A 23760-nucleotide genomic window follows, 5' to 3' on the forward strand; every position below is an offset into this window, starting at 1 on the left:
TTTTCGACACAGCGTTATCCTCGGGCTGCATATCTGGCAGCCCGGGAATGTGGTTAATTGGGGCGTTAGGGAATCAGTTGGCGCGTTGGTAGGCGCGGCTCAGCCAGCGCATCCCCTTGAGCTTGAGCACGTTGGTTTCGCCATCCTCGATCATCGATGCCCGCGCGTCGCGCATGAGCTTCTCGATCGGGTATTCCTTCGTCAGGCCATTACCACCGAACAGTTGCAGCGCTTCACTGGCCACTTGGAACGCCGTCTCGGTGACGTAGGTCTTGCTGGTAATCGACGCCAGCAGGTGAGGGCCTTTTTCGCTGTAGTTGTAGGCGAACACGCGATGGGCAATCGCACGTGAGAGCTCGACTTTCTGCCACAAATCGAAGGTCCGCAGCTGCACGCTCTGATGGTTGATGATCGGTGTGCCGCCTTGCTTGCGCTCGTGAACATACGCCAGCGCATGCTCGAAGGCTGCGCGGGCCACGCCGGTGAAGGTCGCCGCCATTTCCATGTTGCCGAACGTCAAGGCGCCGAAGAAGCTGGTGATGGCCGCTTCACCCTCGGCGAGCGCATATTTCCTCGGCACTCGGACTTCATTGAAATAGATCTCACCCTGGGGCAGGGCGCGCTGGCCAAGTTTTTCCAGCGGTTTGCCCTTCGAGACACCCGGCAGGTCGAGCGGGATGAGGATGGCGATGTGATTCAGTCCAGCGCCATTTTCATGCTCCAGGCCATTGCCGTAGTCGCAAGGGATGTAGGCCAGCGCAGTCTGGGCCAGTGGCGCATACGACACCCAAGCAGAGGACTGGCCTTGAATGATCACTTCATCGCCGACGACTCGTGCATAAAGATTGCCGCGCGATTGTTTGTTGCCACGCTGGACCAGGTCGGCATCGATGTCGACGATATCGCTGCCGCGGTCGGGCTGGGTCGCGAGCCAGCAGCCAGGGAGTGCGCCGAATCGCTCGATGATTTCCGGGTTGCCGCTGTTGTGCGCTGCATATGCCGGGAAAGAGGAGGCCAACGTGGCGATAGCCAGCCCCGAATCGCCCCAGCCGAGCTCTTCAAAGATGATCGGCATGATGCGCGACTTCTGCTGGCTGTCCATCGCCGCCAGCGCGCCGAGATCGAGCAGTCCGGATTCGTGCACCTGACGCATGTAGTCGAACAGGGGAGAGCCCGGCGCAACCACTTCCTCGGCAGTCATTTTGTCCAGCTCAACGCCGATCGGGCGCATGACGTTCTTGGCGAAGCTGTGCGCCACTTCCTGAATGGCCCGTTCTTCTTCCGTCAAGTCACTTTCCAGACCGCAAAGGCCCAGCACAGGCTCGACAATTTTCTCCAGATCGAACATCGATAATTCCTCTTGTTATTGTTCCAACCGATTGACCGAGAGTAATCCGTAACGAAAACGCCGACTTATCGAATCGGGCACAGCACTTGTCTCTGCGACCCTCATTTGAGGGGGCTCGCCAGGCCGGAGTCGGCACGATGGGGTTACGGCTTCACTTCCTCGATTTCACCTGGCCGCCAGGTCTTGTCGAACCATGGCTCAAGCGGGCCGTACAGGCGCAGCACCGTGTTCCAGCCTTTGCCCGATGTGGTCTGGACCCAGTTGCTCTCCTTGCCGGGCGGCGCTTTGGGACCGAAGTACAGGTCCACCGAGGTATCGGGGTTGATCACGATGCCTTTGCGCTGGCTGCCGATACTCGGGAACTGCTGATCGGTCTGCAGCATCGAGCGCGTCTGATTGTCGTAGAGCACGATCGACCAGAAGTTCTTCGCCGGAATATTGGCCGGCAGGTGCAGCCGGTAGGTCTTGGCTCCATCAAGAGGCTGCTGATTGGCGTCTACGAATGCGGTCGCGTATTGCGACCCGACGCCCACCATTTTGGCGATCATCGCCGGTGTGTTGCCGGTGGCGTAGAAGTAGAAGTACGTGCGTGCGTCGAGCAAGCGAACGCCGTCACGCTCGTAGCGATGGCTGCCACCGATGAAGGGCGTACCCCAGGCGCTGTTCGGATAGAAATACGAATCCTTGATGCGCGCGCGGAACGTGAGAGTGCGTGCCGTGGCGCTGCCGACGGCTGCAGCCTCGGTGAGAATCTTCTTCATTCGGGTGTCAGGCACGAACGGTTTGCCCTTCTCGATACCGATGGCGGCCAACAGGCCGAGCGTTTCCGGGTCCATCGCCGCGTTTGGCTCTTCCTGCACCACTTCGTTGACCTCGTCGAAGAAGTTGATGTCCATGGCGTGGATGGTATTGAACGCCTTGCCCGAGACATTGACGAAGGTCGTCGCCGGCGGCTTAGCGGCCTGCGCCAGCGGATAGATACGCAGGTGCTGCTGGATGTTCTCGACGCCAGGTTTCGGGTCGCCATTGACCTGAAACGCCCGGGTGATGAACACATTGCCGAAGGTCGGTGACCTGAACACGAAGTAGCCTTCCGGCACGGGGCCGTCGTACCCCGGCGGCAGCAGCAAGTACTTGCCACCCTTGCCCTTGTCGGGTCCGGCGTTGCCGAGGTCGCCGACGTAACGGAACCAGAAGTCGTCAATGATGCTGAGGGTGTTGGGTGGGCTTTCGATGACGATCGGTCCGTCCTTGAGGTCGATCCAGGCCCAGCCGTAGATGCTTTCGCTGTTGCCCGTCAGGAACAGCGACTTGGCATCCATCAGGTTCTCAAACAGCGCAACGGTCTGGTTGGCCGGTCCGAACTCGGTGATGCCCTTGCGTATCGCCGACAACGAAGCCGCCGGCATGGCCGTGAGGAATGCCTGCACGCCGCGCTGGAAGTCGAGGTTGTCGTAGACCTTCTGCACCGTCGCCTCGTCCGGGAAACCGTCGGTGAACCTCAGGGGGCCGAGCCGCGTCTCGAGGTTGTTGGGTGTCACGATCGAAGGCGGGATGTCCGTTTTGTAGTTCTGGGCGAATGCCGACGACACCGTGGAGGCACCGAGCAGCATCAGCATCGCAAGTCTGATGTTCATCAATTTATTCCTTACATTTGTCCGCGCCAAAAGGGTCACTTGATCTCTTCGATTTCACCCGGTTGCCAGGTCTTGTCGAACCAGGCATCGAGCGGGCCGTAGAGGCGCAGGAGGGTGTTCCAGCCTTTGCCGGGAAGGGTTTGCACCCAGTTGCTTTCCTTGCCGGGTGGCGGCTTGGGACCGAAGTACAGGTCTACCGAGGTATCGGGGTTGATCACGATGCCTTTGCGCTGACTGCCGATGCTCGGGAACTGCTGGTCGGTCTGCAGCATCGAGCGTGTCTGATTGTCGTAGAGCACGACTGACCAGAAGTTTTTCGCCGGGATGTTCGGCGGCAGGTGCAGCCGGTAGTTCTTGGCCCCGTCGAGTGGCTGGCCTTTTGCGTCGACAAATGCCGCCGCGTATTGCGAGCCGACACCGATCATCTTCCTGACCAGCGCGGGGGTATTGACGGTGGCATAGAAGAAGTAGAACAAGCGGGCGTCGAGCTGGCGGACGTCGTCTTGCAGGAATTGATAGTCACCGCCGGCGAACAGCTTGCGCCAGGCACTGTTCGGGTAGTGATAGGCATCCTGCGAACGGGGCCTGGTGGCGATTGCGCGCGCAGTAGCGCCGCCGACCGACGCCGCTTCGGTGAGAATTTTTTTCATCCGCGCGTCAGGCGCGAATGGCTTGCCTTTTTCGATGCCGATGGCGGCGAGCAGTCCGAGCGTCTCAGGATCGAGCGCCGAGTTCGGCTCCTCCTGCACCACCTCGTTGACCTCTTCGAAGAACGAGAAGTCCATCGAATGGATGGTGTTGATCGTTTTGCCGGAGATGTTGACGAAGGTGGTCGCCGGTGGATTGGCGGCCTGCGCCAGCGGATAGATGCGCAACTGCTTCTTGAAGCTCTCGACCGCAGGTTTCGGGTCACCGTTCACCACAAAACCACGGCTGGCGAACCAGTTGTTGAAGGTGCGAGATTTGAATACGTGGTAACCCTGCGGCACTTCCCCCTCGTAGTCTGGAGGGAGTAACAGGTACTTGCCGCCCTGGCCCTTGTCGGGACCGGCATTACCGAGGTCAGTGACGTAGCGGTACCAGAAGTCATCGACGAAGCCGAGGGTATTGGGTGGGCTTTCGATCACGACCGGTCCGTTCTTCAGATCGATCCATCCCGACACATAGACACTTTCGCTGTTGCCCGTCAGGAATAGCGATCTGGAGTCCATCAGGGTCTCGGTGATGAACAGGGTTCCGTTGTCTGGACCGAGCGACCTGATCCCTCTACGCATTGCCACCTGCGATGCAGCGGGAATCGTCGAGATGAACGCCTGCACGCCGCGCTGGAAGTCGAGGTTGTCGTAGACCTTCTGCACCGTCGCATCGTCTGGAAAACCGTCGGTGAAGCGCAGGGTACCGAGCCGTGTCTCGAGGGTGTCGGGGGTCACGATCGAAGGCGGGATGTCGGTCTTGTAGGTCTGGGCAACTGCCGTAGAAGCCACGAGTAAACCGAGCACGATGAAGAGGGACGATTCAAGTCTGCGTCCAGCTCTTCCTGCACGGCTCGTTGGGGGCAATGTCATTCTTCTTGTTCTCCATTGATGCGGACGAAGTCATCCAACCGATTTTGGCTGGCATATTCTGCGAACTGCGCCGCATCAATGGTTTGTTAATGCACGACAAAAATTTGTGATTGCATGTCACACGGCGTGATGCGATTCCGGATGGACGCGGCGCCAGGCACTGGGTGACATCGAATACCAGCGCTTGAACGCGTGTGATAGCGAGCTTTGCTCGGCATAACCGAGCAACAGCGCCACTTGGGAGATTCGCAGCGTCGGATCACTGAGATACAAGGCAGCACGTTCACGACGGATATCGTCCACCTGCTTCTCGAATGCCAGCCCTTGATCATCCAGGCGCCGCTGCAGGGTGCGAACGCTGACGAAGTAATGGCTGGCGATGGTGTCGAGCGTGCAACGGCCGGTCGGCAGAAGTTTACGAATCAGCGCATCCATCTGGTGTTCGAGGTCGAGCCCGGACGCGTCTGCAATTCGCTCCAGATAGTCGGTGACGAGGGCCTTCATCTCTGGATCGTTGCCGTCCATCGGGCGCGCAGTATCACTTGCAAAAAATTCGAGCCCGAAAGTAGCTTGTGAGAATTTCGACGGACAACCAAAAGTACGGGAATAGAAATCCTTCGGTTGCAAGGGTGCATGGGTGAAGAAAATTCCCCGCGGCCGGGCATTGGCACCGGCCAGTATTTGAAAAACACGGACGCCCGCCATGAGGCACCATTGTTCAAACTGGCGCGCGATGCCAACTCTGGGCACTTTGATCTGATAGGTCAGACGCAGCCCTGCGGCGATGCTCTGGCATTGCAGTTCCACGGCCGGGTTCAGCAAGCTGATGAACCGCGCAGCCGCCCCGATCGCCTCGCCTACAGTGGCGCATTGGGTCAATGCCAGCATCACCGGACCGAGCGGAGCGCGACCCTGCATCGTACCGAGGCGAATGCCGAAATCCGGGCATTGCAGGTCGTCGGCGCAAGCTTCCATCAAGCGGATCAGCGCTGAGCCAGGAATCGGTACTTCACTTTGATCAAGCCCTTGTAGCGGCAGTTGAAAGCGTTTCTCGTAACCCGCCGCATCGCCACCCAGTTCCTCTATCAGGTTCGCGAAGCCCTGCAGCACCCAACCGCGCATGTACGGGGTCATACCACTGCTCCTTGATCTGGTGGCTGCCATAAATGGCATTCAATCACAAATGTTTGGCATGCATTAACAAAATTGGCGCCTGCGCCGGTGCCTAAAATGGGGTCTGTCAGTCGAGGCAATACCGCTCGTTGCCGAGTTGGACAATCAGAGGTTTTTACATTGACGATAAGCAATGAGTACTGCGATGTGGGTGAAGCGCATCGGACGCTGAAAGACGGCGTTGCGCCGGACACTCAAAACCGTGGTTCATCGATCATTGGTGCCTATGCCATTGCGATTGCTGAAGCGCTCGAAAATCATGGTGCTTGCGCGGATCAGGTCTTTCTATCCTGCGGGGTGATGTTGCCAGCGACCACCGATCCGATGTTGCGCATCGATAATCAAACGATCGCAAAGCTCTATGCCGCGGCCGTGCAGGCCACAGGCGATCCGTGTTTCGGCCTGCGGGCCGGCGAAACCTTGCGTCCCGCCAACCTCCATGCGATGGGCTTTGCCCTGCTGGCCAGCATTTCCATACGGGACTTCGCGCAACGGCTGAGTTCGCTTTACCGTGTCATTTCGCAGAATGCCAACATCCGCGTAGAGGAGCGAAACAACACGTTCCTGCTCATCACTTCAAGCGTACCGGGGGCGCAGGTGTGCCATGAAACACACGACGCCTACATCGCCTTGATCTTTACGCTTTTGCGGACCATTTCCGGCAATCGATTTCGTTTGAGCAAACTCGAGTTGATCCGACCTGACTCTGAAGGCATGGCACAGGTCTTTTCCGAGTACTTCCAATGCGAGGTCGAATTCGGCCGCCCCGAGATCGTGATGACAATGAATCTCGACCTGGTGGACAAGAGACTGCCAGGTGCCAACGAGGAACTTGCCTTGAGCCATGACCGCACGGTGATGGAGTACCTTCAACGCATTGAACGGGGCGATATCGTCAATCGTGTCCGGGCCATTGTCAGCAGCGAATTGTCCTCGCGTTCGCTGAACAAGGATCGAGTGGCTGAGCGGCTGCACATCAGTACCCGTGGTTTGCAATTGAAGCTCGCTGCCAGGGATACCAGTTTTCAGGAAATCCTCGACCATACACGACGCACCAATGCACTCGCCTTCATGTCGCGCAGCTCGGTGTCGGTGACGGAGGCTGCCTTTTCCCTGGGCTTTTCCGAAGTCAGCAATTTCACCCGTGCCTTCAAGCGCTGGACTGGCATGGCACCGAGCCAATATCGCCAGAGCCTCGGGTTGGAGCGCTGACAGGGCAGGGCGTAATCGCGATCAAGTGTCGAAGCCATTGAGCACCTGATACGGGTCGAATGGCACGTAACGCGATTGCCGGTCACGCATGACGCTGACCATCGCGACCTCGGGGTCACGCGGCAGAATCAGTCGGCCACCGCTGGCCACCAGGTAGTCCAGTAATCGTTCTTTCTCGTCGATCAAGGATTCGGGGTTGCGGTCGTAGGCGCTGGTCACATCCAGTTGCAACCATTGCCGCCCCGGCACCAGGTCACCGGCAAATATCACCGGGCCGCCGGGCAAGTCGATCTCCGGCAATAGTTGCCCGGGGGTGTAGCCATCGCTGACATGCAAGCGCCAACCGGAACCGAGCTGATCACAGTCGGGGCCTTCGATCAGATCCAGCCGACCGCTGCTTTCCAATTGCCGCACTATCTGCGCCACAAACAGCGCCCGATCGCGCGGATGGGGCTGCCGTGCCCGTGTCCAGTGACGTTTGCTGGTGATGTAGCGCGCCGCGGGAAACAGCAAGCGAGGTGTCTCGCCGTCCTTGATCATCGCACTCAGGTCGGCCGGTAATTGCGCATGCAGATGAGTCAGCAACACCACATGGATGTCGTGTTCATTCAAGCCATGCCGGTTCAGGCAATCCAGCAGGCCAGGACTGCCCGGCTGGCAGCGACAGGTTCGTGGCGCCGGAGCCAACAGACCATCGACACCGGCCAGCACGAGGATATTGCGCCCGTTCTGTTGCACCAATAACCCGCGAGAAGCCAGTTCGACCCGGTTGTCATGGTCGGGCTTGACCCAACTGGCCCAGGACTCGCGCGGGGTGCTGCCGAACATTACCCCTCCGTCTAGCTTGCGGCGCTTGCCGTCCAGCGTGGAAATCGTGCAATTCACAATGCGTACCCTGATGTTCACGGACGTTCTTTCACTTGCATCAAAGGTTTCCAGTGCAGAAAACCAAAGAGCAGCGTAAGGACCAGACTTGCACCCAGCGAGCCCCGGTAGCGCTTGACGTACTTGAACATGACGATGATCTCAAGCAAGTGGGCGACCAGTAGTACGGCTGCAACTGTTTTCCAGAATGACCACGCTGCCGGCAGTAAGCCAACGGCGCTTGCGAGGCCGAGGACGTAGATTGCGATGCATAAGAGTTTCAGTAGCGCTTTCAAATGAGTGCCTCTTTTTTTGTCAGAGCCCGACCGGGGGGTTCAATATTTCTTGAGAATGTGCACGAATCCCGCGCTGCCCAGTCCGCCGTTGTGCTGCAACGCCACCCTTGCCCCCGGGACCTGTCGTGCTCCAGCCTGGCCGCGTAGCTGCCAGGTCAGTTCTGTCAGTTGCGCCAATCCTGTAGCTCCCAACGGGTGCCCCTTAGCCAGCAGGCCGCCCGACGGGTTGATCACCCATGGGCCGCCATAGGTGCCACGCCCCGAAGCGACAAAATCATTCAACTCTTCCTCCTTGCACAGGCCCAGCGCCACGTAAGTGGCCAATTCATTACTGGCAAAACAGTCGTGCAACTCGATGACGTCGACGTCCGCCGGCCCGATGCCGGCATCTTCATAGGCCTTGCTGGCCGCATCACGACTCAGTGCCTGGAACATGGCATCCATGACGCTGCCTTCGAAATAACTACGCTGATCACTGCACCAGCCCTGACCGACGAGACGCACGTCTGCGCGGATGCCATGGGCGCGGGCAAATTCCGGTGTACAGACAATGACTGCGGCGGCACCACAGCTCGGTGGGCAGGCGAAGTTTTTCCGCAGCCCGCGAAAGATAGGTTTCGTGGCGAGGATTTCTTCGACCGTCAACGGCGTGCGAAAAATGGCGTTTTCATTGTTGGCGGCATGCTTACGCGATTTGACGCACACCTCGGCCAAGGTCTTTTCGGTCACGCCCATTTCCAGCATGGCGTCGACCTGGGCGCCGAACATGCAGACTGCCGGTGGCATATCGCGCTCCTCGTCGCTGAGGTTCATGAGTCCGGCAATTACTTCCGAGTGTCGCGCCAGCGGGCTGACCTTGTCAGGGAAGACCATGTCGATGGCGCCTGCGGGCATCTGTTCGAATCCGAGCGCCAGGGCGCATTCGACCTGCTGCCCCCGGACAGCCTGAACCGCCAAGGCAAACGCCGAAGAGCCACTGGCGCAGTTGTTGTTGACGTTGAAAATCGGGATGCCGCTGATAGCCACCCGATAGAGCGCTGTCTGTCCTGCGCAGCTATCGCCGTAGACGTAGCCACAAAAGGCTTGCTCGATCAGCGCATAGTCGATGCCGGCATCCTTGAGCGCTGCCCGTGCGGCTTTTTCGCCCATGACATCGTAGCTTTCCGATTGACCCGGTTTGCGGAAGGGCACCATGCCTACTCCGGCGATAACAATATCGGTACTCATAGCGACTCCTTCATCAAGGTGATGGCCAGTATCCACAATGCTTGCCGTTTGTAATTGGCAGGGGAGCAACCTGATAACAAGTCAGGCATGCAGGGACAAATCGGCCTTGTGCGGCGTCCGTATTGCTTGGGACAAGATTTGTGCTTGCAAGGACAAGCCCAGAGGCAGGCGGAGGGATAGCTTGACGGTGAACAAGAAAGCCCATCGGGCATGAGTGAGGAGATTGACCGTGGAATTTACCGGAAAGGTTGTCATCGTGACGGGCGCTGCCAATGGCATTGGTCGTGCTTCAGCCATCCAGTTTGCCCGCCTGGGTGCGAACCTGGTGCTGGCGGACGTCGATCAAAAAGGGCTGCAGGAGACCCTTGAAGTCATTGGCGACAACGCGATCGTTGTTCCCACCAATGTCGCGGATGAAGCCGCCTGTCAGGCCATGGTGGACAGTGCGATCAGAAGGTTCGGGCGGGTTGACGTGCTGTTCAGTAATGCCGGCATCTGCGGGGTTCGTGGGCGGACGGGCGACGTGTCCGTAGCCGAGTGGCGCCGTGTCATTGATATCAATCTAAACGGCGTCTTCTTTTGCGCCAGAGCGGCGATTCCGGCCATGCTGGCCACCGGCGGTGGCGTTATCATCAACACGGCGTCGGTGGATGGCCTGGTGGGCATGGCGACCCTGCCGCACTACACGGCCGCGAAGCATGGTGTTATCGGGCTGACCAAGGCCTGTGCGCTGGAGCATGGACGGCAGAACATTCGCAGCGTCGCCATCGCCCCCGGTTACATCCGCACCGCCATGACCGAGGACAACCTCAGCAAGAACGAGCAGGCCATGTTGGAGGCTATGGTTCCGCAAGGTGGCCGTGCGGGCACTCCGGAAGATGTCGCCAACCTGGTGACATGGCTGGCCTCGGACAAGGCTGCGTATATCAATGGTTCGTGCCACACCGTGGACGGCGGGCTGACCGCAGGCTTTGCGCTGCCGGATTGAGTTCCAGGGCGTAAGCCCGCTTTATAAAATGAAGCCGTGTTAGCCGTTCCAGGGCTATCGTCTATACGCAAGGCCGATACGCTGGAACAAACCAATGAGTAGGGTATTGATGGCGCCAACCATCGATACCCGGTCTCTTTCATACCGTGCACGGGATTGCAGAGAGGCATCGCCAACGTGGATCGCATAGAGCCTGAACTGGTGCTCAAGACCACCCCTCCGCGCAGCCAGAGGGGAGCGCAGTTGCGCGATCGATTGAGCATTGATGCTCCCGAACTGGCGGACAAGGTGGCGATCAGCGTGCAAGGGCCGGCCGGCTTCGGCAAGACAATGCTGCTGGCGCAATGGCGACGGGAGTTTTTGTCGCGCGGGGCAGTGGTTGCGTGGCTCACCCTGGATGCGCGTGACGATGGCAGCCGTCTTGCCCAAGGGCTGGCTGCGGCGATGGCTCTGGGCAGCGGCCGGCAGTCCTTTGCAAGTACCAGTGATGGATCCACCGGCCGTGGCCGCGACGAGTTGGAAGGGCTGACCCACTGGCTGGCTGAAGTGGCCGACCTCGGCGGCGAGGCAGTCATGATCCTTGATGAAGCGGACGCATTGCCCGAGCCTACCATCCGCCATTGCCTGACTTACCTGCTGCACAATGCCCCGGCCAACCTGCGCATCATCATGTCATCGCGTCGTCGCCTGAGCCTTAACACCACTGATCTTCTGGCCCGAGGGCTGTATGTCCGGATCGCCGTGGATGTCTTGCGCTTCCGTGCCGAAGAGACCGTCGCATTGCTAAGCACACGTTTCGGAACACGCATCGACGCTGATCTGTGCCTGCGCCTGCATGAAATCACTGAAGGTTGGCCGCTGGGGTTGCAACTGGCGATTTCGGCGATTGAGAAGAGTGCCCATCTGGAAACCGCCGTCGAGGATCTCTCGGCCTGTTCCGGTGATATCCAGGGTTATTTCGTCGATAGGTTGGTCACCCGCCTGTCTGTAGAACAAATCGAATTCATTACCTGCCTCTCCCTGCTGGAAGTCATTCATCCTTCACTCTGCGCTGCACTTACCGGCAGTGAGCGGGCAGGGGAGATGCTGCATGAGTTATGCGCTTCGACGCCAATCTTCGCCGAAGGGGTCGACAGCGACTGGGTTCGCTTTCATCCCTTGGCCCGAGAGTTTTTGCAGAGTCGTTTTCGCGACTACCCGCAGGCGCAACGAAAGGCCCTTCATGAGCGGGCCGCGAACTGGCTGGAAGCGAATGCCTTTTTCGAGGAGGCGGCGCGGCAATACTTGCTGGCCGGGCAGGCCAGCAAGGGCTATCTGATGATCGAACAATGCCTTTACGAGGTCATGCTGCGCGGCCAGTTCAGCCGGGTGCTGGAATGGGTAGAAGAGTTGCCTGCCGAGGAAGTGGAGTCCCGTCCGCGTTTATGCCTGGCGGCGGGCTGGGCTCTGGCGATGAGCGAGCGACATATCGAAGCGGCGAGGTTGATCGCCTGTATTGAACAGGACCCGGCCGCGGACGACGAAACGCGCTGCGAAGCGGCGGCGATAGCGACCGCTGCAGCCTATTTTGCCGACCAGCCAGACGAATCAATGGCGCTGCTCGCTCCGTGGATGGACAAATTGTCTTCCGGTTCGATCAAGCTGCAAGCCATCGTCGCCAATCTGGTCGCCCGCATTACGTTGTTCCAGGGGCAACCGGAAAAAGCCCGACGCATCTTTCAGCGCGCGCCGCACTATACGTGGACCCCGGGGCTCGATGGCATCCGTGGGTATGGTGAGTGGGTCGTGGGCATGACCTACTTGTACGAAGGGCGTATGCCGCCTGCCGAGGATGCTTTTCGCAAAAGCTTGCTGCGCGCCGAACAGGATATCGGCCGGCGCAGTTCGGTGGCGGTGATGCTTGCTTGTGGACTGGCCACGGTGCTTCTGGAACGCGGTGAGATCCAGGAGGCCACGACAGTACTCGCCAATCGACTGGATGTCGTCGAGCGGTTGGCGTCGCCGGATGCGATTGCGATGGGTTTTCTCACGGCGGCACGTCTGGCTGTATTGCAAGGGCAGCCACATCGCGGCCATGACTTGCTGACGGCATTGTTCGCGCTTGGCGAGGAGCGGGGCATCGCACGTTTCTGCATGGTGGCCCTGGGTGAGCAAATCCGCCTCCATGCGCTGCATGGCCGAGGCGATTCTTGCCAGGCACTCTGGAGACGGCTGGATGCGCTGGTGCCAGACGTCGCTCGCCAACAATGCGGTCTGCTGGGGCAGGAACTGGCCCTGTTGGCCGGGCTGAGCAACGCCTACGTCTGTCTCGTCCAGCGCGACTGGCAGGCCATGCTGAACGTGCTCGCCGTGGCAAACGAGCTTGCCGAGCATCTACAGCGTGGTCGCGAAATCGTTCAGGTCAAGTTGCTCAAGGCATTGGCGCTCAAAGATTCAGGCGGGGAAGGGCTGCCCTGTTTGCTCGAAGCTGTCAGCCTGGCCGACACCTACGGCCTGCAGCGTATCCTGCAGGACACCCATCCCGATCTCGTCACGTGGGCGCAGAAGGTCCACAACAAAGATGTACGATTGCTTGCGCAGGAAACCACCCCGTCAGTTCCTGTTCGACGGCAGGAGCCCATGGCTACAGGCGTTTCGCCCAGCCGACTGCTGACGCCCAAAGAGAGGGAAGTGCTGCAGTTGCTGGCACGCAACCTGACGAACAAACAGATAGCCCTGGCACTGAATGTCGGTGATGAAACCGTGAAGTGGCATCTGAAAAACCTGTACGGAAAATTTCATGCCGGCACCCGCAGGCATGTGGTGGACCGCGCCTACATGCTGGGTATTCTTGAGTCGTCTGGTTGAGTGTGATGCGTCCGGGTTTACCTGATTCAGACCTGAATAACTGCCGATTCCACCGAAACCTTCACTTGCGTGGATCGCGCCAGCGGGCTGGCGCGACGTGCCGCTGTGTTGCTGATCAGAGCTTGGTGACAACGGCGCGAGCCAAACCGCGTTCTTCGCAGAAGCCCAGCAGATAGCGGTGACCAAATGCCTTGGAGCCGGACGCGAAGCCCACTTTGGCGGTGTCGCCGTCGAGCAGCTTGATCACACCCGCCACCTGCAGGGCACCGGTGGCAATGTAAGCCGTGGTACCGAGCACTTCGGCGCGCACGGCAGAGAGCTGCCCGCGGCCGATCGCGGTGTCGACCGTACGCATCAGGGTCGTGCGTTCGCGGGGGGGCATCGCCGGGGTTGTCGCCTGGACAATGTCCTTGAGTACCTCATCCTGAGCATCAGCCGGAAGATGCTTGTATTCGGCTTCCCACTTCTTATGCAGCGAATGCACCATCTTCATCGCGTCGTTGTCGTAGAAACCGACGCAGGAAACACAGGAACGCACGCGCGGATCATTCTCGAAATAGATCGGCAACGAGGTGCCGCCCCATGGCAAGGCGAACACTGGTTGCATGAAGTGGGGCGAAGGGATCAAGAACGAAGCATCGACCGGGTGTGCCACCAGTTTCTTGTCCCACAGGTAGCAATGCTCGGCGCGGTACATCTCGAAGATAGAAGCGGTGGAACCGACCGTTACACCAGCACCGACACCGCGTTGGCCACGGCACAACGCCGAGGTTTCCAGCGAGTCGATGCCGGGGTGTTCGAGCGCCAGTTCGGCGGCTATTTCCGAGAAGGTATTCATGTACGCCAGTGAAGGCGAAACGAGGAGGCCGGCCTGGGCGTAGCGCTCGCCAAACTGGTCGCGAACACTACGCACGTACGACTGCTCGCCGGTGGTGTCCAGGTAGTGGCAACCGGCATTAAGCGCGGCTTCGACAGTGGTGAGACCGAATTTGGCGAACGGTCCTACGGTATTGCAAACGACCTTGGCACCCCGGAATGCCTGGGTCAGCGATTCGACCGTATGGTCGACTTCGATGATTTCGTAGGTGGCAGACTCCAGTCGCACCACACGCTGCGCCATCATTTCACGGGTACGCCCGGCATCGCGCGCCACAGCGGTAAACGCAATGTTCTGATCGATCAGCCAATCCATAATCAGCATGCCGGTGTAACCACTGGCGCCATAGACAACGACGGGATACTTAGCCATTTTTATTCTCTTGATGTTGTTGGGTATGCGAGACAGGCGGAGCGATGCACGACAGTTCGCAGAAGCCGCGAAATCCAAGATTTACCTGGCAAAAACCGTCGGCTTTGCCGGGCGTCTCGGGTATGTACATCTCGATATTGTCGGGGGGCTGTAACTGCCGTCGCTCCGCGCTGCACCTTGAATGTTCAAGTCGTCAATACAGGCAAAACGATAAATAACACCGCTTCCTGCACCGCTTAAAAATAGTGAGTTCGATACCCTTGACGCCCCCCCATACCGGGGGGCATTGAAAGATTTCAATATTCTGGACACCCCCACAGGACGGGACGTTACCGCTCAGCAATGAGAGGTTGAGCAACGGGAGCAGGAAATGACTACTTTTGGCCGATTTCTTCCGCTCACGACCGTCCGGGATCAACCCGAAGCAAGCGCTAGACGATACCTACGAAACTATGAATCTGACCTATGGAGGCGGCAGTGCTCCAGCGGCGGCGTACGCTGGAAATGACATCATCGACTCGGTCGGTGGGTGCTCGTAGGTTGAGGACAACACCGCACTGAGTCGATCGCCCAACAGGTCCCAGGCGCGTTTCTTCTCTTCGGCATAATCGTGATGCAGGTAGTGGCGCCTCACCCGAGAGCCAGCCAGAACATGGTTTTGACAGCGATCGATAACGTCCAGGCTGACACCCAAAGCCCGCATCATGGTCGCGCCTGTGCGGCGCAGGTCATGCGGCGTCCAGTCACCGTTCTGGCCGTCGGCAAGGACCAGGGTATCGTCATGACGCCGTCTGGAGAGGGCTTTACGGTTTTTGAACCGGGCCTGGCGGTCACCCACCTGTTGCTCACCACCTTCACATCATCCTGCTTGTTGGGAAAGCAGCACTGAGAGTCTCCGGTCAGGTCTTGAGTTCCTGAAATAAATACAGCGCGAAAGGGGAGAGGAAGACATGGTGGTCCTGTTTCTTGCCGCGAGTGCCCTTGACGTTTTCACTGGGTAAGAACCAGGTCTGCCGGTCCAGATCGACATTTTTCCATTCGGCCTGCAGCAACTCGCCTATCCGGCACAAGGGCACTTGCAATGCTCCGTAACCTCTCATGTTCAAGCACGGGCATTCCGCGCGTCAGAACGGAGGTCGGTATGGACATTGATGAGAATGCTCCTGGAAACAAATCCCAGCAGGGCGTAACGAGCGCTACGGACAATGAAACAGGCAATGATCCTAAGCGGAAAGAAACTGAAGTTCCGCTGCCAGCGGACGACGAAGCACCAGTCGATGAAGAAATGATAGATGTGGATGCCAACAATTTGGTGTCGAGCGAGCATCCCGGGCCCTAATGATTACGTTTAGTTAATAAGCCCGGCCACTGTGTCGGGCTTTTTCGTTTTGGCTCAACCACACACATTGCTCCGAGCTGGGAGTGCGGCTGTAGCCGACTTGAACCGTAGCAAATTCACCGCAGCCAGGGCGGTTATACGGAGGGCCTGGACGTCGATAGCGGACAGGGCAAGGGTCGAGTAATCAAATCAAAGCCAGGCTGTCGACTTCTTTGTTGGTCAGCGGGTCGACCATGCGCGACCGTCGGAATTTGCCGGATGCTACGATTGCATCGACTACTGGGATCGTGGCCTGACGAGTATTGCGCTTATTGTCCGAGGCGAAAACGCTTCTGAGAATGAAGTCGACACTGTGGCTTTTCACATCGGCCAGGTTGCCGTTGGACTTTCCGACCACAAGTTCACGGCTGCCAGATGCTTGAAAGCGTTCAACCAATTGGCCCACGGTAAAACGGGTTCCGGCTCGCGACTCGGGTAGGTCAATCCAAATATTCATAGGATTTTGCGCTTCTTCAGTAGTGATTTTAATTCGAACGTTGAGTGCCAGTAGCGCGGCTTCCAACTGCTCCATTTTCGATACGTGCAGGAAGTCGACCAGCCGATCACCTTGGGCCTGGTGAACACCGAGTAACCGACATAGGTCGGCTTTGCGCATGTCCCGCTTCATTATTTCGTTCCACAGCTCAATCTTCGCCAGGGTCACCACTGGCAACCGAACAACGTGTTCCTTTTCCAGTGCAGCGGACGCCGGGGGAATAGGGCGACGCTCTTCAACGTACAGCGAGAGCGTAGTTTCTAATGCGTCCAGGGCCTGGCTGATTGCGCGCTCGCGGCTATCGCCGAAGCTGTTAAGTTTTGGTAAATCCCGGCAGAACACGGCCACACCGGCGGCGTCCCGTTCAAAGCGTATTGCATAGTCGTACATGGTCACCCCTTCTCAAGGTGATGAGTTCCAATTCAGAGGTGGTGAACTGGGCTCTCAGAGCGCCTGCTTCGAAGGTCACCCCATGGGCCTTCAACCGTCTTCTGAACTCGCTGAACTTCATCATCTCGCTTCGTTGTTTGGATGAGGAAACAATACTACATTTTTGTATTGGTACAACACTTGTGTGTTGTTTTTGTTCTGGCGACTATTCTCTCGGCCAGCCGGGCAAGTTCTCGGCGGTAACGCTGGATGAGCTGAAAGCAGAATTGGCAAACGACACGGTGTTCGCGCCATTGATCGCGGGTAGTAAGGCATCTGGCGGCGGGGTGGGGCTGCTGGAGGTGGCGGCGGGGCCGCAAAAGGCAATATCAGCGGCACCAAAAAGCGGTTGTAGTCCGGCAGCACCCTGCGATGCTGCCTGGTTATGCTCAGGGCTTAGGAGGGGAAGGCGAACAGGTACGTAGTGTGGCTGCTTGAAGCCACTCGCGTAGCGCACGAACTTTTGGTAGTTGGGCACGTTGAGTCGGATAGATCAGATAGTAAGAGATCCCTTGATTGAGTTCGATATCGAACGGAGCAACAAGCACACCGTCGTCCAGACTTTCGCGCACCAGATTCAAATCCCCCAGGGCGACGCCTTGTCCGCGGGTCGCCGCCGATAAAGCGAGATCCAGGGTGTCGAACGATTGTCCTCGGTGGGCGGCTATACCATCCACTTCGGCCGCCTCCAGCCAACGGCTCCAGCCTTGTACCGGAATACAATGCAGTAGCGGGAGATGCCTCAGATCGGCAGGTTCGGTCAGGAGCTTCGCGAGTTCTGGTGAACAGACCGGCGTTAACCGCTCTTGCATCAAGGGAATCGCCTCGACGTCCTTCCAGTCACCCCGTCCCTGGATGATCGCAGCATCAATGTCACTATCTTCGAAGCGTGGTTCCCAAGCGTCATAGGTGGTAACCCGTACGTCCATATCCGGAATCACGGTCTGCAGTCCCGGTAGCAACGGTAGAAACCAGCGTGTCGCTAGGGTGGGAGGCATTCGTAAGGTCAGTACTTGGCCTGCGTTGCGTAGGCTGTTGCACGTGTTCATCAGTCGCGCGAAAGCATCATCGACCACTGGCAGCAATGCTTTAGCTTCAGGAGACAGTCGAAGGCCGGTCTTATGGCGAACGAAGAGTATTACCCCCAGGTACTCCTCCAACTGTTGAATCTGGCGGCTGATGGCGCTCTGAGTGACAAAAAGCTCTTTGGCGGCGCGACTGAACGTACCACAGCGAGCTGCCGCGGCGAACACTTCCAGCGCATGCAATGGTGGCAAGCGGCGGCTGAAGTTAGGGTTGACTAATACATGATCTGAAAGCATGGATTGCATGAGAAATTACCGTATTTACTCCAGTAATCATAGAGTCTAGCCTGTTCATGCCTGTCTATACATCACTGTCCAGCGCATGGATGCGTCGATTGGCGATCCCTTTCTCTATTTCACTGAAGCCGCTATGGCGGATGACTGACGGAGTATCAGCAGAACAAGATATCTAATGTTGAGAGATACCTTTGGGGGCGGATGAATATTCCACTTCGCTAGCAACGGCCAACTTCAAGCACGGCACTTTGCGCGAAGATGTCACTGACGTGGTGCAACTTTTTTCAGCCCTAAAAGAGGGTTCTGAGTTTCGTTGTGGAAAAAATAACTATCTAAAACGCCACCGGTTATTTATTGCGCTATGCGCCGAAAGTCTGGTCTGTTTTTTTGCCTAATCAAGAAGCTTGTTCATGTCTGTGCAAGTGTGCCTGTGTGGCTGCAACTTACTGCGGATTAGTAGTCGCTGTGCGGGTGCGCAAGTACGGCTTACTCAGAATTCATCGTGTTTCATGCAAAGGAGTACTACATGTCTATATCTCGCATCGCCTTCACCTGTTTAGTGTTGGTGGCCGCTCTGACGAGCCGAGTATCTTTCGCTGCCAATGGCATTAACTGTCCCTATCCAAAACCGGTGATATTCGCTGGCTTAAATTGGGAAAGCGGAATGTTCACAACTGAGGTACTGCGTTACGTACTGGAAAAAGGTTATGGCTGTCAGACCGATGCTTTGCCAGGCAATACCATTACCATGGAAAATGCCCTGCGACACAACGACATTCAGGTATCGGCGGAACAATGGGCGGGGCGTAGCCCGATTTGGCGAGAGGCAGAAAAAGCCGGAGAAGTATTTTCTGTCGGAGAGACTGTTCAGGGAGCTACCGAGGGGTGGTGGGTGCCGGAGTATGTCGTCAAGGGTGATCCGGAACAGGGTATTGAGCCGATGGCGCCGGATCTAAAGTCTGTAGCCGATTTATCACGCTATAAGAATTTGTTCAGTGATCCCGAGGAACCGTCCAAGGGACGATTCCTCAATTGCCCAAGTGGTTGGACCTGCGAGTTAGTTAACAGCCAGAAGCTCAAGGCTTATACGCTGCAGGATAGTTTTACCAACTTCCGCACCGGCACCGGTGCGGCACTTGATACTGCGATCAGTTCCGCAATACGTCAGCGCCAACCGGTGCTGTTCTACTACTGGTCACCGACTCCGCTGATGGGGCGTTTCAAGTTTATTAAGCTTGAAGAGCCCCCTTTCAGCGAGGCTTCTTGGGCAACTTTGTCGGATCAGAATAACGAGCATCCCATCGGCGGAAGTTCGTTGCCGAGCAAACTCACTATTGTCTGAGTTTTATGACAGTGTTGCAGCGCTGAATGGATATGATTCCAATTCTGGTATGAATTTGTTTCGTCATAAAGTCGCTCCGTTTAGTCGCGATGGAAGGTTCTTTCGTAAGGTATTGCTCAGTGGTGCCCATGTTATTAGTTTGGATATGGTAGCTCAAGGGGTGGCGGACCTGGCCTGTATCGATGCCGTCACCTTTGGTTACTTACAACTTCATGAGCCAAGTCGCCTTCAGGGCGTACGTATTCTTGAGGCCACTGCAAGTAGCCCTGCATTGCCGCTGATTGGAGCTATTACGACAACGGACGAGATTTGTTTGTCTGTTATTGGTGCTTTCAATGCGTGCTTGAAAGAGGCACCTCTGTTATCTCAAACCCTGGCTCTAAAAGGTTTTGTCAGGTCCAGTATTGAGGATTACCAGCTGGTACTTGACTACCAGCAGAGAGCAAGTGAACTAGGATATCCGACACTCGCTTGATTTGACTGATCACGCCGTCCCGACCCAATGGTTCAATGACTTGGCCCGACCTGAAAAGGTCGGGCTTTTCATGTCTGGACAATACCTTCGAAGTGACCAGTAGAACTGTCAGGCTGTTGTTCCATCCGTTGCCAACCCGGAAAACTCCTCCATCGCGTCCAGCAATGCCTCTCGGAAATACGCCTTCGACGCCCGATCACAGAGGATGTGAAAGCTTGACTGCTGCGCGGTGCCGGAGTTAATCACGATCACGTTGATTCGTGCCGCCGACGTTTGTGCCACCGCTCCCGGGCCGAACGCCGTCGGGCTCAGATCAACGCCACAGAGTTTAGCCATCACCTCACTCAAATGTTCTCCGGTCAGTTGAAAGCAGGCATGGCTGTCCTGGCGCGGCAGAAGGTAGTTGGCCTGATGATCGAGCTCCCAGCGGGCCTCTTCGTCAGCTATTCGTTTGCCTTGGTCCTCGTGGCTGCCCAGCAATAAGTATTCGGTCTGCGACAGGCGCGCTACCTGGCTGCCATCGGCTTGAATCACGGTGCGGTTGGGCGCGTCCGGCAGGACGAAGTCGCGGCTGTGCAGGTACTCGGCGCTGTATGCGCCGCGAAAACCCACCCGAGGCAGGTCGGTTAAATCCGCCAGTCCGCAGCCGCGCAACGAAGTCAGTGCGTGCTGACCGACGCGCAGTTGTTCTCTCAGGCTGGTCATGGGTTAAAGCTCCTGGCGTTGATTATCGGGATCGAAGAAGGGCAACTGCACAACCTCGGCCTGGACCACGATGCCACCTTCGACGCGGATCGGAATCCGTTGCCCCGCAGTGCTCTGGTTGATGCCGGCGTAGGCCAGGCCGATGACCTTGCCGAGGGTGGAGGAATATTCGCAGGAAGTGACGCTGCCGCTGATGTCCGGGCCGTTCAGCACCAGATGTCCTTCCAGTGGTTGCGGGCCGTTCCTGGGCAGGGTGAAGCCCACCAGTTTGCGTTTCAGCGGCTGGGCTTCAAGGATGTCCACTGAGCGCCGGCCGACGAAGAACGGTTTGTTGCGACTGACCGCCCAGCCCATGTCGATTTCCGCCGGGTGGGTCATGCCGTCGGTGTCCTGACTGATGATCACGTGGCCTTTTTCCAGGCGTAGCAGGCGCTGGGTTTCTACGCCGAAGGGGCGGATGTCATGCGCCTTGCCAGCGTCCATCAGGGCGTCCCAGAGCTTGAGGCCGTGGCGCGCCGGGACGTGGATTTCATAGCCCAGTTCGCCGACAAAACCGACCCGCAGCAAGCGCGCCTTGATGCCTGCGACCGTGCCCTGACGCACGCCCAGATAAGGGAAGGCGTCGGCGCTCAGATCCAGATCGGTGCAGACCAGTTCCAGCACCTTGCGCGAATCGGGCCCGGCGACATTGACCGCGCAAATGGCCGCGGTGACGTTGGCGACATCCACGTCCAGACGCCATTGCGCGTTCCACTTGAGCATCTGCTGATAGATCCGGTCGACACCGCTGGTGGTGGCGGTGACGTAGAAATGGTTCTCGGCGAAACGTGCACAAACTCCGTCGTCGATCACCACCCCGTGCTCGTTGGTCATCAGCGCATACCGGGAGCGGCCGATCGGCTGCTTGAGGAAGGCAAAGGTGTACATCCGGTTGAGCAGTTCGGCGGCGTCCGGGCCGCGCACATCCAGGCCGCCCAACGTCGAAACGTCGATGAGGCCGACCTTGTTGCGCACGTGCAGGGCTTCGGCCTGCATGCATGCCTCGCGATCCGTGGCGCTGCCGTAGTAGGCCGGGCGTTGCCAGATGCCGGCGGGCATCATCTTCGCGCCCGCTTGCAGGTGTCGGGCATGCATCGGCGTTTGCCGGTACGGGTCGAACGCGCGCCCGGCGACGTGCGCCAGCTTCTCGGCCACAAACGGTGGTCGCGCCGTCGTCACACCGGTTTCGCTGATGTTGCGCTGGGTCGCCCAAGCCACCAGCCGTGCGGTCGGCAGCGCCGAGTGACGGCCTTGGGACGGGCCCATGCCCACGGTCGAATAGCGCTTGACCAGTTGCACGTCGCGATAGCCGATTTTGGTCGCGTTGACGATGTCGGCCACTTGCAGGTCCTCGTCGAAGTCGACGAAGTCCTTGCCTTTGGGGTGAGGAAAGATCGGCCAATTGAAGTTGACCCGAGCCTCGCTGCGAAACGGCGAGCGTTGGGTGCCCACCGTCAGGCCCAGCGCGAACGCGGCGTCGGCACCGGCATTCACGCCGTCGGCAATCACGTTGTCCAGGCTGTGACGACCATTGACCGAGCCTGCGACCGCGAGATTCTTCGGCAGGCCACTAAGGGTGAACTCCGCACGCTGGTCGTCATAGGCCAGTTTGCCGCCGGCCTGGCACAGCAGTTGATAGACCGGCATGTAACCGGCGGACATGCACAGCAAATCGCAATCCAGCTGTAGCCCACTCTCGGCGACCTGACCTTGTGCCGTGATCTTGCGCACGTCGACGCCGGTGACATGACGCATACCCTTTTCGTGCAGGGCTTCGTACACAGTGCTGTTGCTCAGACAACGAATCTTGCGTTGCGCCAAGGCACCCAGCAGGGCGGTATTGCCGGGCGCGTTACGCAAGTCCACCAACGCGGCCACTTCCACCCCTTGATCATGTAGATCCAGGGCGGCGAGGTAACCGTCATCGTTGCCGGTCAGCACCACGGCGCGCTTACCCGGCTTGACCGCGTACAGCTTCATCAGTCGTTGCGCGGCACTGGTCAGCATCACGCCCGGCAGGTCGTTGTTGCGAAAGACCACCGGCTGGTCGAAGGCGCCGCTGCACGCCAGGCACTGGCGAGCGCGCACTTTGTACATCCGTTTGCCCTGAATCACTGGCAGGTAATTGTCGGTGAACCAGGCGTTGCAGGTGGCTTCGGTCAGGATCTGGATGTTGGCATGCTGTTGCACAGCCGCGAGCAGTTCGCGGCGTAGGGATTGCGCTCTTTTGCCTTCGATATCGAAGCGGGCATAAGTCAGCGAACCACCGAGAATCGGCTGCTGCTCAATGAGTAGAACCTTCGCCCCCGCGTTGGCCGCCGTCAGCGCCGCGTGCAGCCCGGCGGGGCCGCCGCCGATCACCGCAACGTCGGTGAACAGATAGGCCTTGTCGTAGTACTCGGGTCGAAAGGTCAGGTCGAGCACACCGAGGCCGGCCTTTTTGCGAATGATCGGTTCCCAGACTTTCCACATGCCCTTGGGCTTGTAGAACGAACGGTAATAGAAACCCACGGGCATGAATTTGGAGAACTTGCCCAGGTAGGCATCGCGGTCGTTGTCCAGCGAGCCGTTGACGTTCTGCGCAGTGACCTGCAAACCGGCGGACAGCGCGTGAGCGTCGGCCAGCACATTGGGTTCTTCGGGCAGTTGCACCAGGCTGTTGGCGTCCTGGCCGGCCATGGTCAGCGGGCCGCGCGGGCGATGGTATTTGAACGAGCGGGAGATCAGGAAACGCCCGTTGGCCAACAGGGCGCTGGCGATGCTGTCGCCCTGCAAGCCCTGATAGCGGTCGCCATCGAAACTGAAATCCAGCGGCTGATCACGGTCGATCAGCAGGCCCATGGGGGCGGGTAGGCGGTTCATCCTGCGATCTCCTTGGCGGCGGCGTTGAATTCGACACGGGTGCTGAAGATCTCTTTGGGATCGAAGGTACGGAGGATTTCGTCGGTGACGGTGTGCCGCTCCGCCAGAAACCAGTAGCTGGAGGGCGTGTGCATCCACCATTCGCGCACGACGCCGGCGAGGTTCTCGGTGTTGAACACGTAGTCGGCCCATTCGCCGTCGCTGCACGTCAGTGGGTCGGGCATGGGTTTGAATTCACCGCCATAGGTGAACTCGCTGATATTGCGCGGCCCGTTGAGCGGGCAATTCATGATTTTCATAGTCCGC

Annotated in this window: 18 protein-coding genes and 3 pseudogenes; 7 read left to right on the plus strand and 14 right to left on the minus strand. The window is 58.4% G+C overall.

Features of this window, described 5'->3' with window-relative positions; translation table 11 throughout:
* Positions 1 to 73 precede the first annotated feature (73 nt).
* The 4 genes from ACA055_RS10225 to ACA055_RS10240 all read right to left on the minus strand — a co-directional run bounded on the left by ACA055_RS10225 (position 74) and on the right by ACA055_RS10240 (position 5684).
* On the minus strand, positions 74 to 1348 hold the full coding sequence (locus ACA055_RS10225; protein ID WP_497683497.1) for an acyl-CoA dehydrogenase family protein: 1275 nt from the start codon (positions 1346 to 1348) through the stop codon (positions 74 to 76).
* 143 nt (positions 1349 to 1491) lie between these two features.
* A complete protein-coding gene (locus ACA055_RS10230) occupies positions 1492 to 2985 on the minus strand; it encodes a DUF1254 domain-containing protein (protein ID WP_497683498.1) in 1494 nt (497 codons plus the stop codon).
* Between the two features lie 35 nt (positions 2986 to 3020).
* Entirely contained in the window at positions 3021 to 4550 is a 1530-nt protein-coding gene (locus ACA055_RS10235) for a DUF1254 domain-containing protein (protein ID WP_497683499.1), read from the minus strand.
* A gap of 117 nt (positions 4551 to 4667) precedes the next feature.
* The gene (locus ACA055_RS10240; RefSeq protein ID WP_497683500.1) at positions 4668 to 5684 is read right to left on the minus strand and encodes an AraC family transcriptional regulator; all 1017 of its coding nucleotides are present in this window, start codon (positions 5682 to 5684) and stop codon (positions 4668 to 4670) included.
* A gap of 186 nt (positions 5685 to 5870) precedes the next feature.
* On the opposite strand from ACA055_RS10240, the gene ACA055_RS10245 reads away from it, so the two are divergent.
* Positions 5871 to 6935, plus strand: a complete 1065-nt coding sequence (locus ACA055_RS10245; protein WP_497673083.1) for an AraC family transcriptional regulator — start codon at positions 5871 to 5873, stop codon at positions 6933 to 6935.
* A 21-nt stretch (positions 6936 to 6956) separates the two neighbouring features.
* Here ACA055_RS10245 and ACA055_RS10250 read toward each other — a convergent pair whose 3' ends face one another.
* The 3 genes from ACA055_RS10250 to ACA055_RS10260 form a co-directional block, all read right to left on the minus strand.
* Positions 6957 to 7763: an MBL fold metallo-hydrolase gene (locus ACA055_RS10250; RefSeq protein ID WP_497674205.1), complete on the minus strand. Its 807-nt coding sequence runs from the start codon at positions 7761 to 7763 to the stop codon at positions 6957 to 6959.
* A 74-nt stretch (positions 7764 to 7837) separates the two neighbouring features.
* The gene (locus ACA055_RS10255) at positions 7838 to 8095 is read right to left on the minus strand and encodes a hypothetical protein (protein WP_497683501.1); all 258 of its coding nucleotides are present in this window, start codon (positions 8093 to 8095) and stop codon (positions 7838 to 7840) included.
* A 39-nt stretch (positions 8096 to 8134) separates the two neighbouring features.
* Positions 8135 to 9322 carry a thiolase C-terminal domain-containing protein gene (locus ACA055_RS10260; protein ID WP_497683502.1) on the minus strand — a complete coding sequence of 396 codons (1188 nt, stop codon included), beginning with the start codon at positions 9320 to 9322 and terminating at the stop codon, positions 8135 to 8137.
* Positions 9323 to 9551: 229 nt separating this feature from the next.
* On the opposite strand from ACA055_RS10260, the gene ACA055_RS10265 reads away from it, so the two are divergent.
* Positions 9552 to 10310 (plus strand): SDR family NAD(P)-dependent oxidoreductase, encoded by a 759-nt coding sequence (locus ACA055_RS10265; protein WP_497683503.1) that lies wholly within the window; start codon positions 9552 to 9554, stop codon positions 10308 to 10310.
* Between the two features lie 177 nt (positions 10311 to 10487).
* Positions 10488 to 13157 (plus strand): winged helix-turn-helix domain-containing protein, encoded by a 2670-nt coding sequence (locus ACA055_RS10270; RefSeq protein WP_497673087.1) that lies wholly within the window; start codon positions 10488 to 10490, stop codon positions 13155 to 13157.
* Positions 13158 to 13272: 115 nt separating this feature from the next.
* Here the strand turns inward: ACA055_RS10270 and ACA055_RS10275 are convergent, their stop codons facing one another.
* Both ACA055_RS10275 and ACA055_RS10280 read right to left on the minus strand, forming a co-directional pair.
* Complete coding sequence (locus ACA055_RS10275; RefSeq protein ID WP_497673088.1) at positions 13273 to 14406, minus strand: saccharopine dehydrogenase family protein; 1134 nt, start codon at positions 14404 to 14406, stop codon at positions 13273 to 13275.
* Positions 14407 to 14869: 463 nt separating this feature from the next.
* Positions 14870 to 15476: pseudogene (locus tag ACA055_RS10280) on the minus strand (site-specific integrase); the annotation flags it as partial.
* A gap of 71 nt (positions 15477 to 15547) precedes the next feature.
* On the opposite strand from ACA055_RS10280, the gene ACA055_RS10285 reads away from it, so the two are divergent.
* The gene (locus ACA055_RS10285) at positions 15548 to 15745 is read left to right on the plus strand and encodes a hypothetical protein (protein WP_497683504.1); all 198 of its coding nucleotides are present in this window, start codon (positions 15548 to 15550) and stop codon (positions 15743 to 15745) included.
* Between the two features lie 184 nt (positions 15746 to 15929).
* Here the strand turns inward: ACA055_RS10285 and ACA055_RS10290 are convergent, their stop codons facing one another.
* Positions 15930 to 16670, minus strand: coding sequence for a type II toxin-antitoxin system HicB family antitoxin (locus tag ACA055_RS10290; RefSeq protein WP_497683505.1), 741 nt, complete (start codon positions 16668 to 16670; stop codon positions 15930 to 15932).
* A 212-nt stretch (positions 16671 to 16882) separates the two neighbouring features.
* Here ACA055_RS10290 and ACA055_RS10295 point away from each other — a divergent pair.
* Positions 16883 to 17064, plus strand: a pseudogene (locus tag ACA055_RS10295) (hypothetical protein); the annotation flags it as partial.
* Between the two features lie 34 nt (positions 17065 to 17098).
* On the opposite strand, the gene ACA055_RS10300 reads toward ACA055_RS10295, so the two are convergent.
* Positions 17099 to 18040: a LysR substrate-binding domain-containing protein gene (locus tag ACA055_RS10300; protein WP_497683506.1), complete on the minus strand. Its 942-nt coding sequence runs from the start codon at positions 18038 to 18040 to the stop codon at positions 17099 to 17101.
* Between the two features lie 517 nt (positions 18041 to 18557).
* Between ACA055_RS10300 and ACA055_RS10305 the strand changes: the two are divergent.
* Positions 18558 to 19367, plus strand: a pseudogene (locus ACA055_RS10305) (glycine betaine ABC transporter substrate-binding protein); the annotation flags it as partial.
* Positions 19366 to 19848 carry a substrate-binding domain-containing protein gene (locus tag ACA055_RS10310; RefSeq protein ID WP_497683507.1) on the plus strand — a complete coding sequence of 161 codons (483 nt, stop codon included), beginning with the start codon at positions 19366 to 19368 and terminating at the stop codon, positions 19846 to 19848. The pseudogene ACA055_RS10305 and the gene ACA055_RS10310, both read left to right, overlap by 2 nt.
* A gap of 108 nt (positions 19849 to 19956) precedes the next feature.
* Here ACA055_RS10310 and ACA055_RS10315 read toward each other — a convergent pair whose 3' ends face one another.
* The 3 genes from ACA055_RS10315 to ACA055_RS10325 are packed head-to-tail and all read right to left on the minus strand — an operon-like array spanning position 19957 to position 23753.
* The gene (locus ACA055_RS10315) at positions 19957 to 20553 is read right to left on the minus strand and encodes a sarcosine oxidase subunit gamma (RefSeq protein WP_497683508.1); all 597 of its coding nucleotides are present in this window, start codon (positions 20551 to 20553) and stop codon (positions 19957 to 19959) included.
* Between the two features lie 3 nt (positions 20554 to 20556).
* Positions 20557 to 23454: an FAD-dependent oxidoreductase gene (locus ACA055_RS10320; protein WP_497683509.1), complete on the minus strand. Its 2898-nt coding sequence runs from the start codon at positions 23452 to 23454 to the stop codon at positions 20557 to 20559.
* On the minus strand, positions 23451 to 23753 hold the full coding sequence (locus ACA055_RS10325; protein ID WP_497683510.1) for a sarcosine oxidase subunit delta: 303 nt from the start codon (positions 23751 to 23753) through the stop codon (positions 23451 to 23453). Before ACA055_RS10325 ends, ACA055_RS10320 begins: the two co-directional genes overlap by 4 nt.
* Between the last annotated feature and the right edge of the window lie 7 nt (positions 23754 to 23760).

The organism is Pseudomonas sp. LBUM1657, assembly GCF_059716075.1.

Bases quoted from the DNA above. Each gene is read 5' to 3' on its own strand.
- ACA055_RS10240 (WP_497683500.1), bottom strand. From the start codon at position 5,684: ATGACCCCGTACATGCGCGGTTGGGTGCTGCAGGGCTTCGCGAACCTG.
- ACA055_RS10300 (WP_497683506.1), bottom strand. From the start codon at position 18,040: ATGCAATCCATGCTTTCAGATCATGTATTAGTCAACCCTAACTTCAGC.
- ACA055_RS10275 (WP_497673088.1), bottom strand. From the start codon at position 14,406: ATGGCTAAGTATCCCGTCGTTGTCTATGGCGCCAGTGGTTACACCGGC.
- ACA055_RS10230 (WP_497683498.1), bottom strand. From the start codon at position 2,985: ATGAACATCAGACTTGCGATGCTGATGCTGCTCGGTGCCTCCACGGTG.
- ACA055_RS10235 (WP_497683499.1), bottom strand. From the start codon at position 4,550: ATGACATTGCCCCCAACGAGCCGTGCAGGAAGAGCTGGACGCAGACTT.
- ACA055_RS10290 (WP_497683505.1), bottom strand. From the start codon at position 16,670: ATGTACGACTATGCAATACGCTTTGAACGGGACGCCGCCGGTGTGGCC.
- ACA055_RS10260 (WP_497683502.1), bottom strand. From the start codon at position 9,322: ATGAGTACCGATATTGTTATCGCCGGAGTAGGCATGGTGCCCTTCCGC.
- ACA055_RS10325 (WP_497683510.1), bottom strand. From the start codon at position 23,753: ATGAAAATCATGAATTGCCCGCTCAACGGGCCGCGCAATATCAGCGAG.
- ACA055_RS10320 (WP_497683509.1), bottom strand. From the start codon at position 23,454: ATGAACCGCCTACCCGCCCCCATGGGCCTGCTGATCGACCGTGATCAG.
- ACA055_RS10285 (WP_497683504.1), top strand. From the start codon at position 15,548: ATGGACATTGATGAGAATGCTCCTGGAAACAAATCCCAGCAGGGCGTA.
- ACA055_RS10250 (WP_497674205.1), bottom strand. From the start codon at position 7,763: ATGTTCGGCAGCACCCCGCGCGAGTCCTGGGCCAGTTGGGTCAAGCCC.
- ACA055_RS10315 (WP_497683508.1), bottom strand. From the start codon at position 20,553: ATGACCAGCCTGAGAGAACAACTGCGCGTCGGTCAGCACGCACTGACT.
- ACA055_RS10225 (WP_497683497.1), bottom strand. From the start codon at position 1,348: ATGTTCGATCTGGAGAAAATTGTCGAGCCTGTGCTGGGCCTTTGCGGT.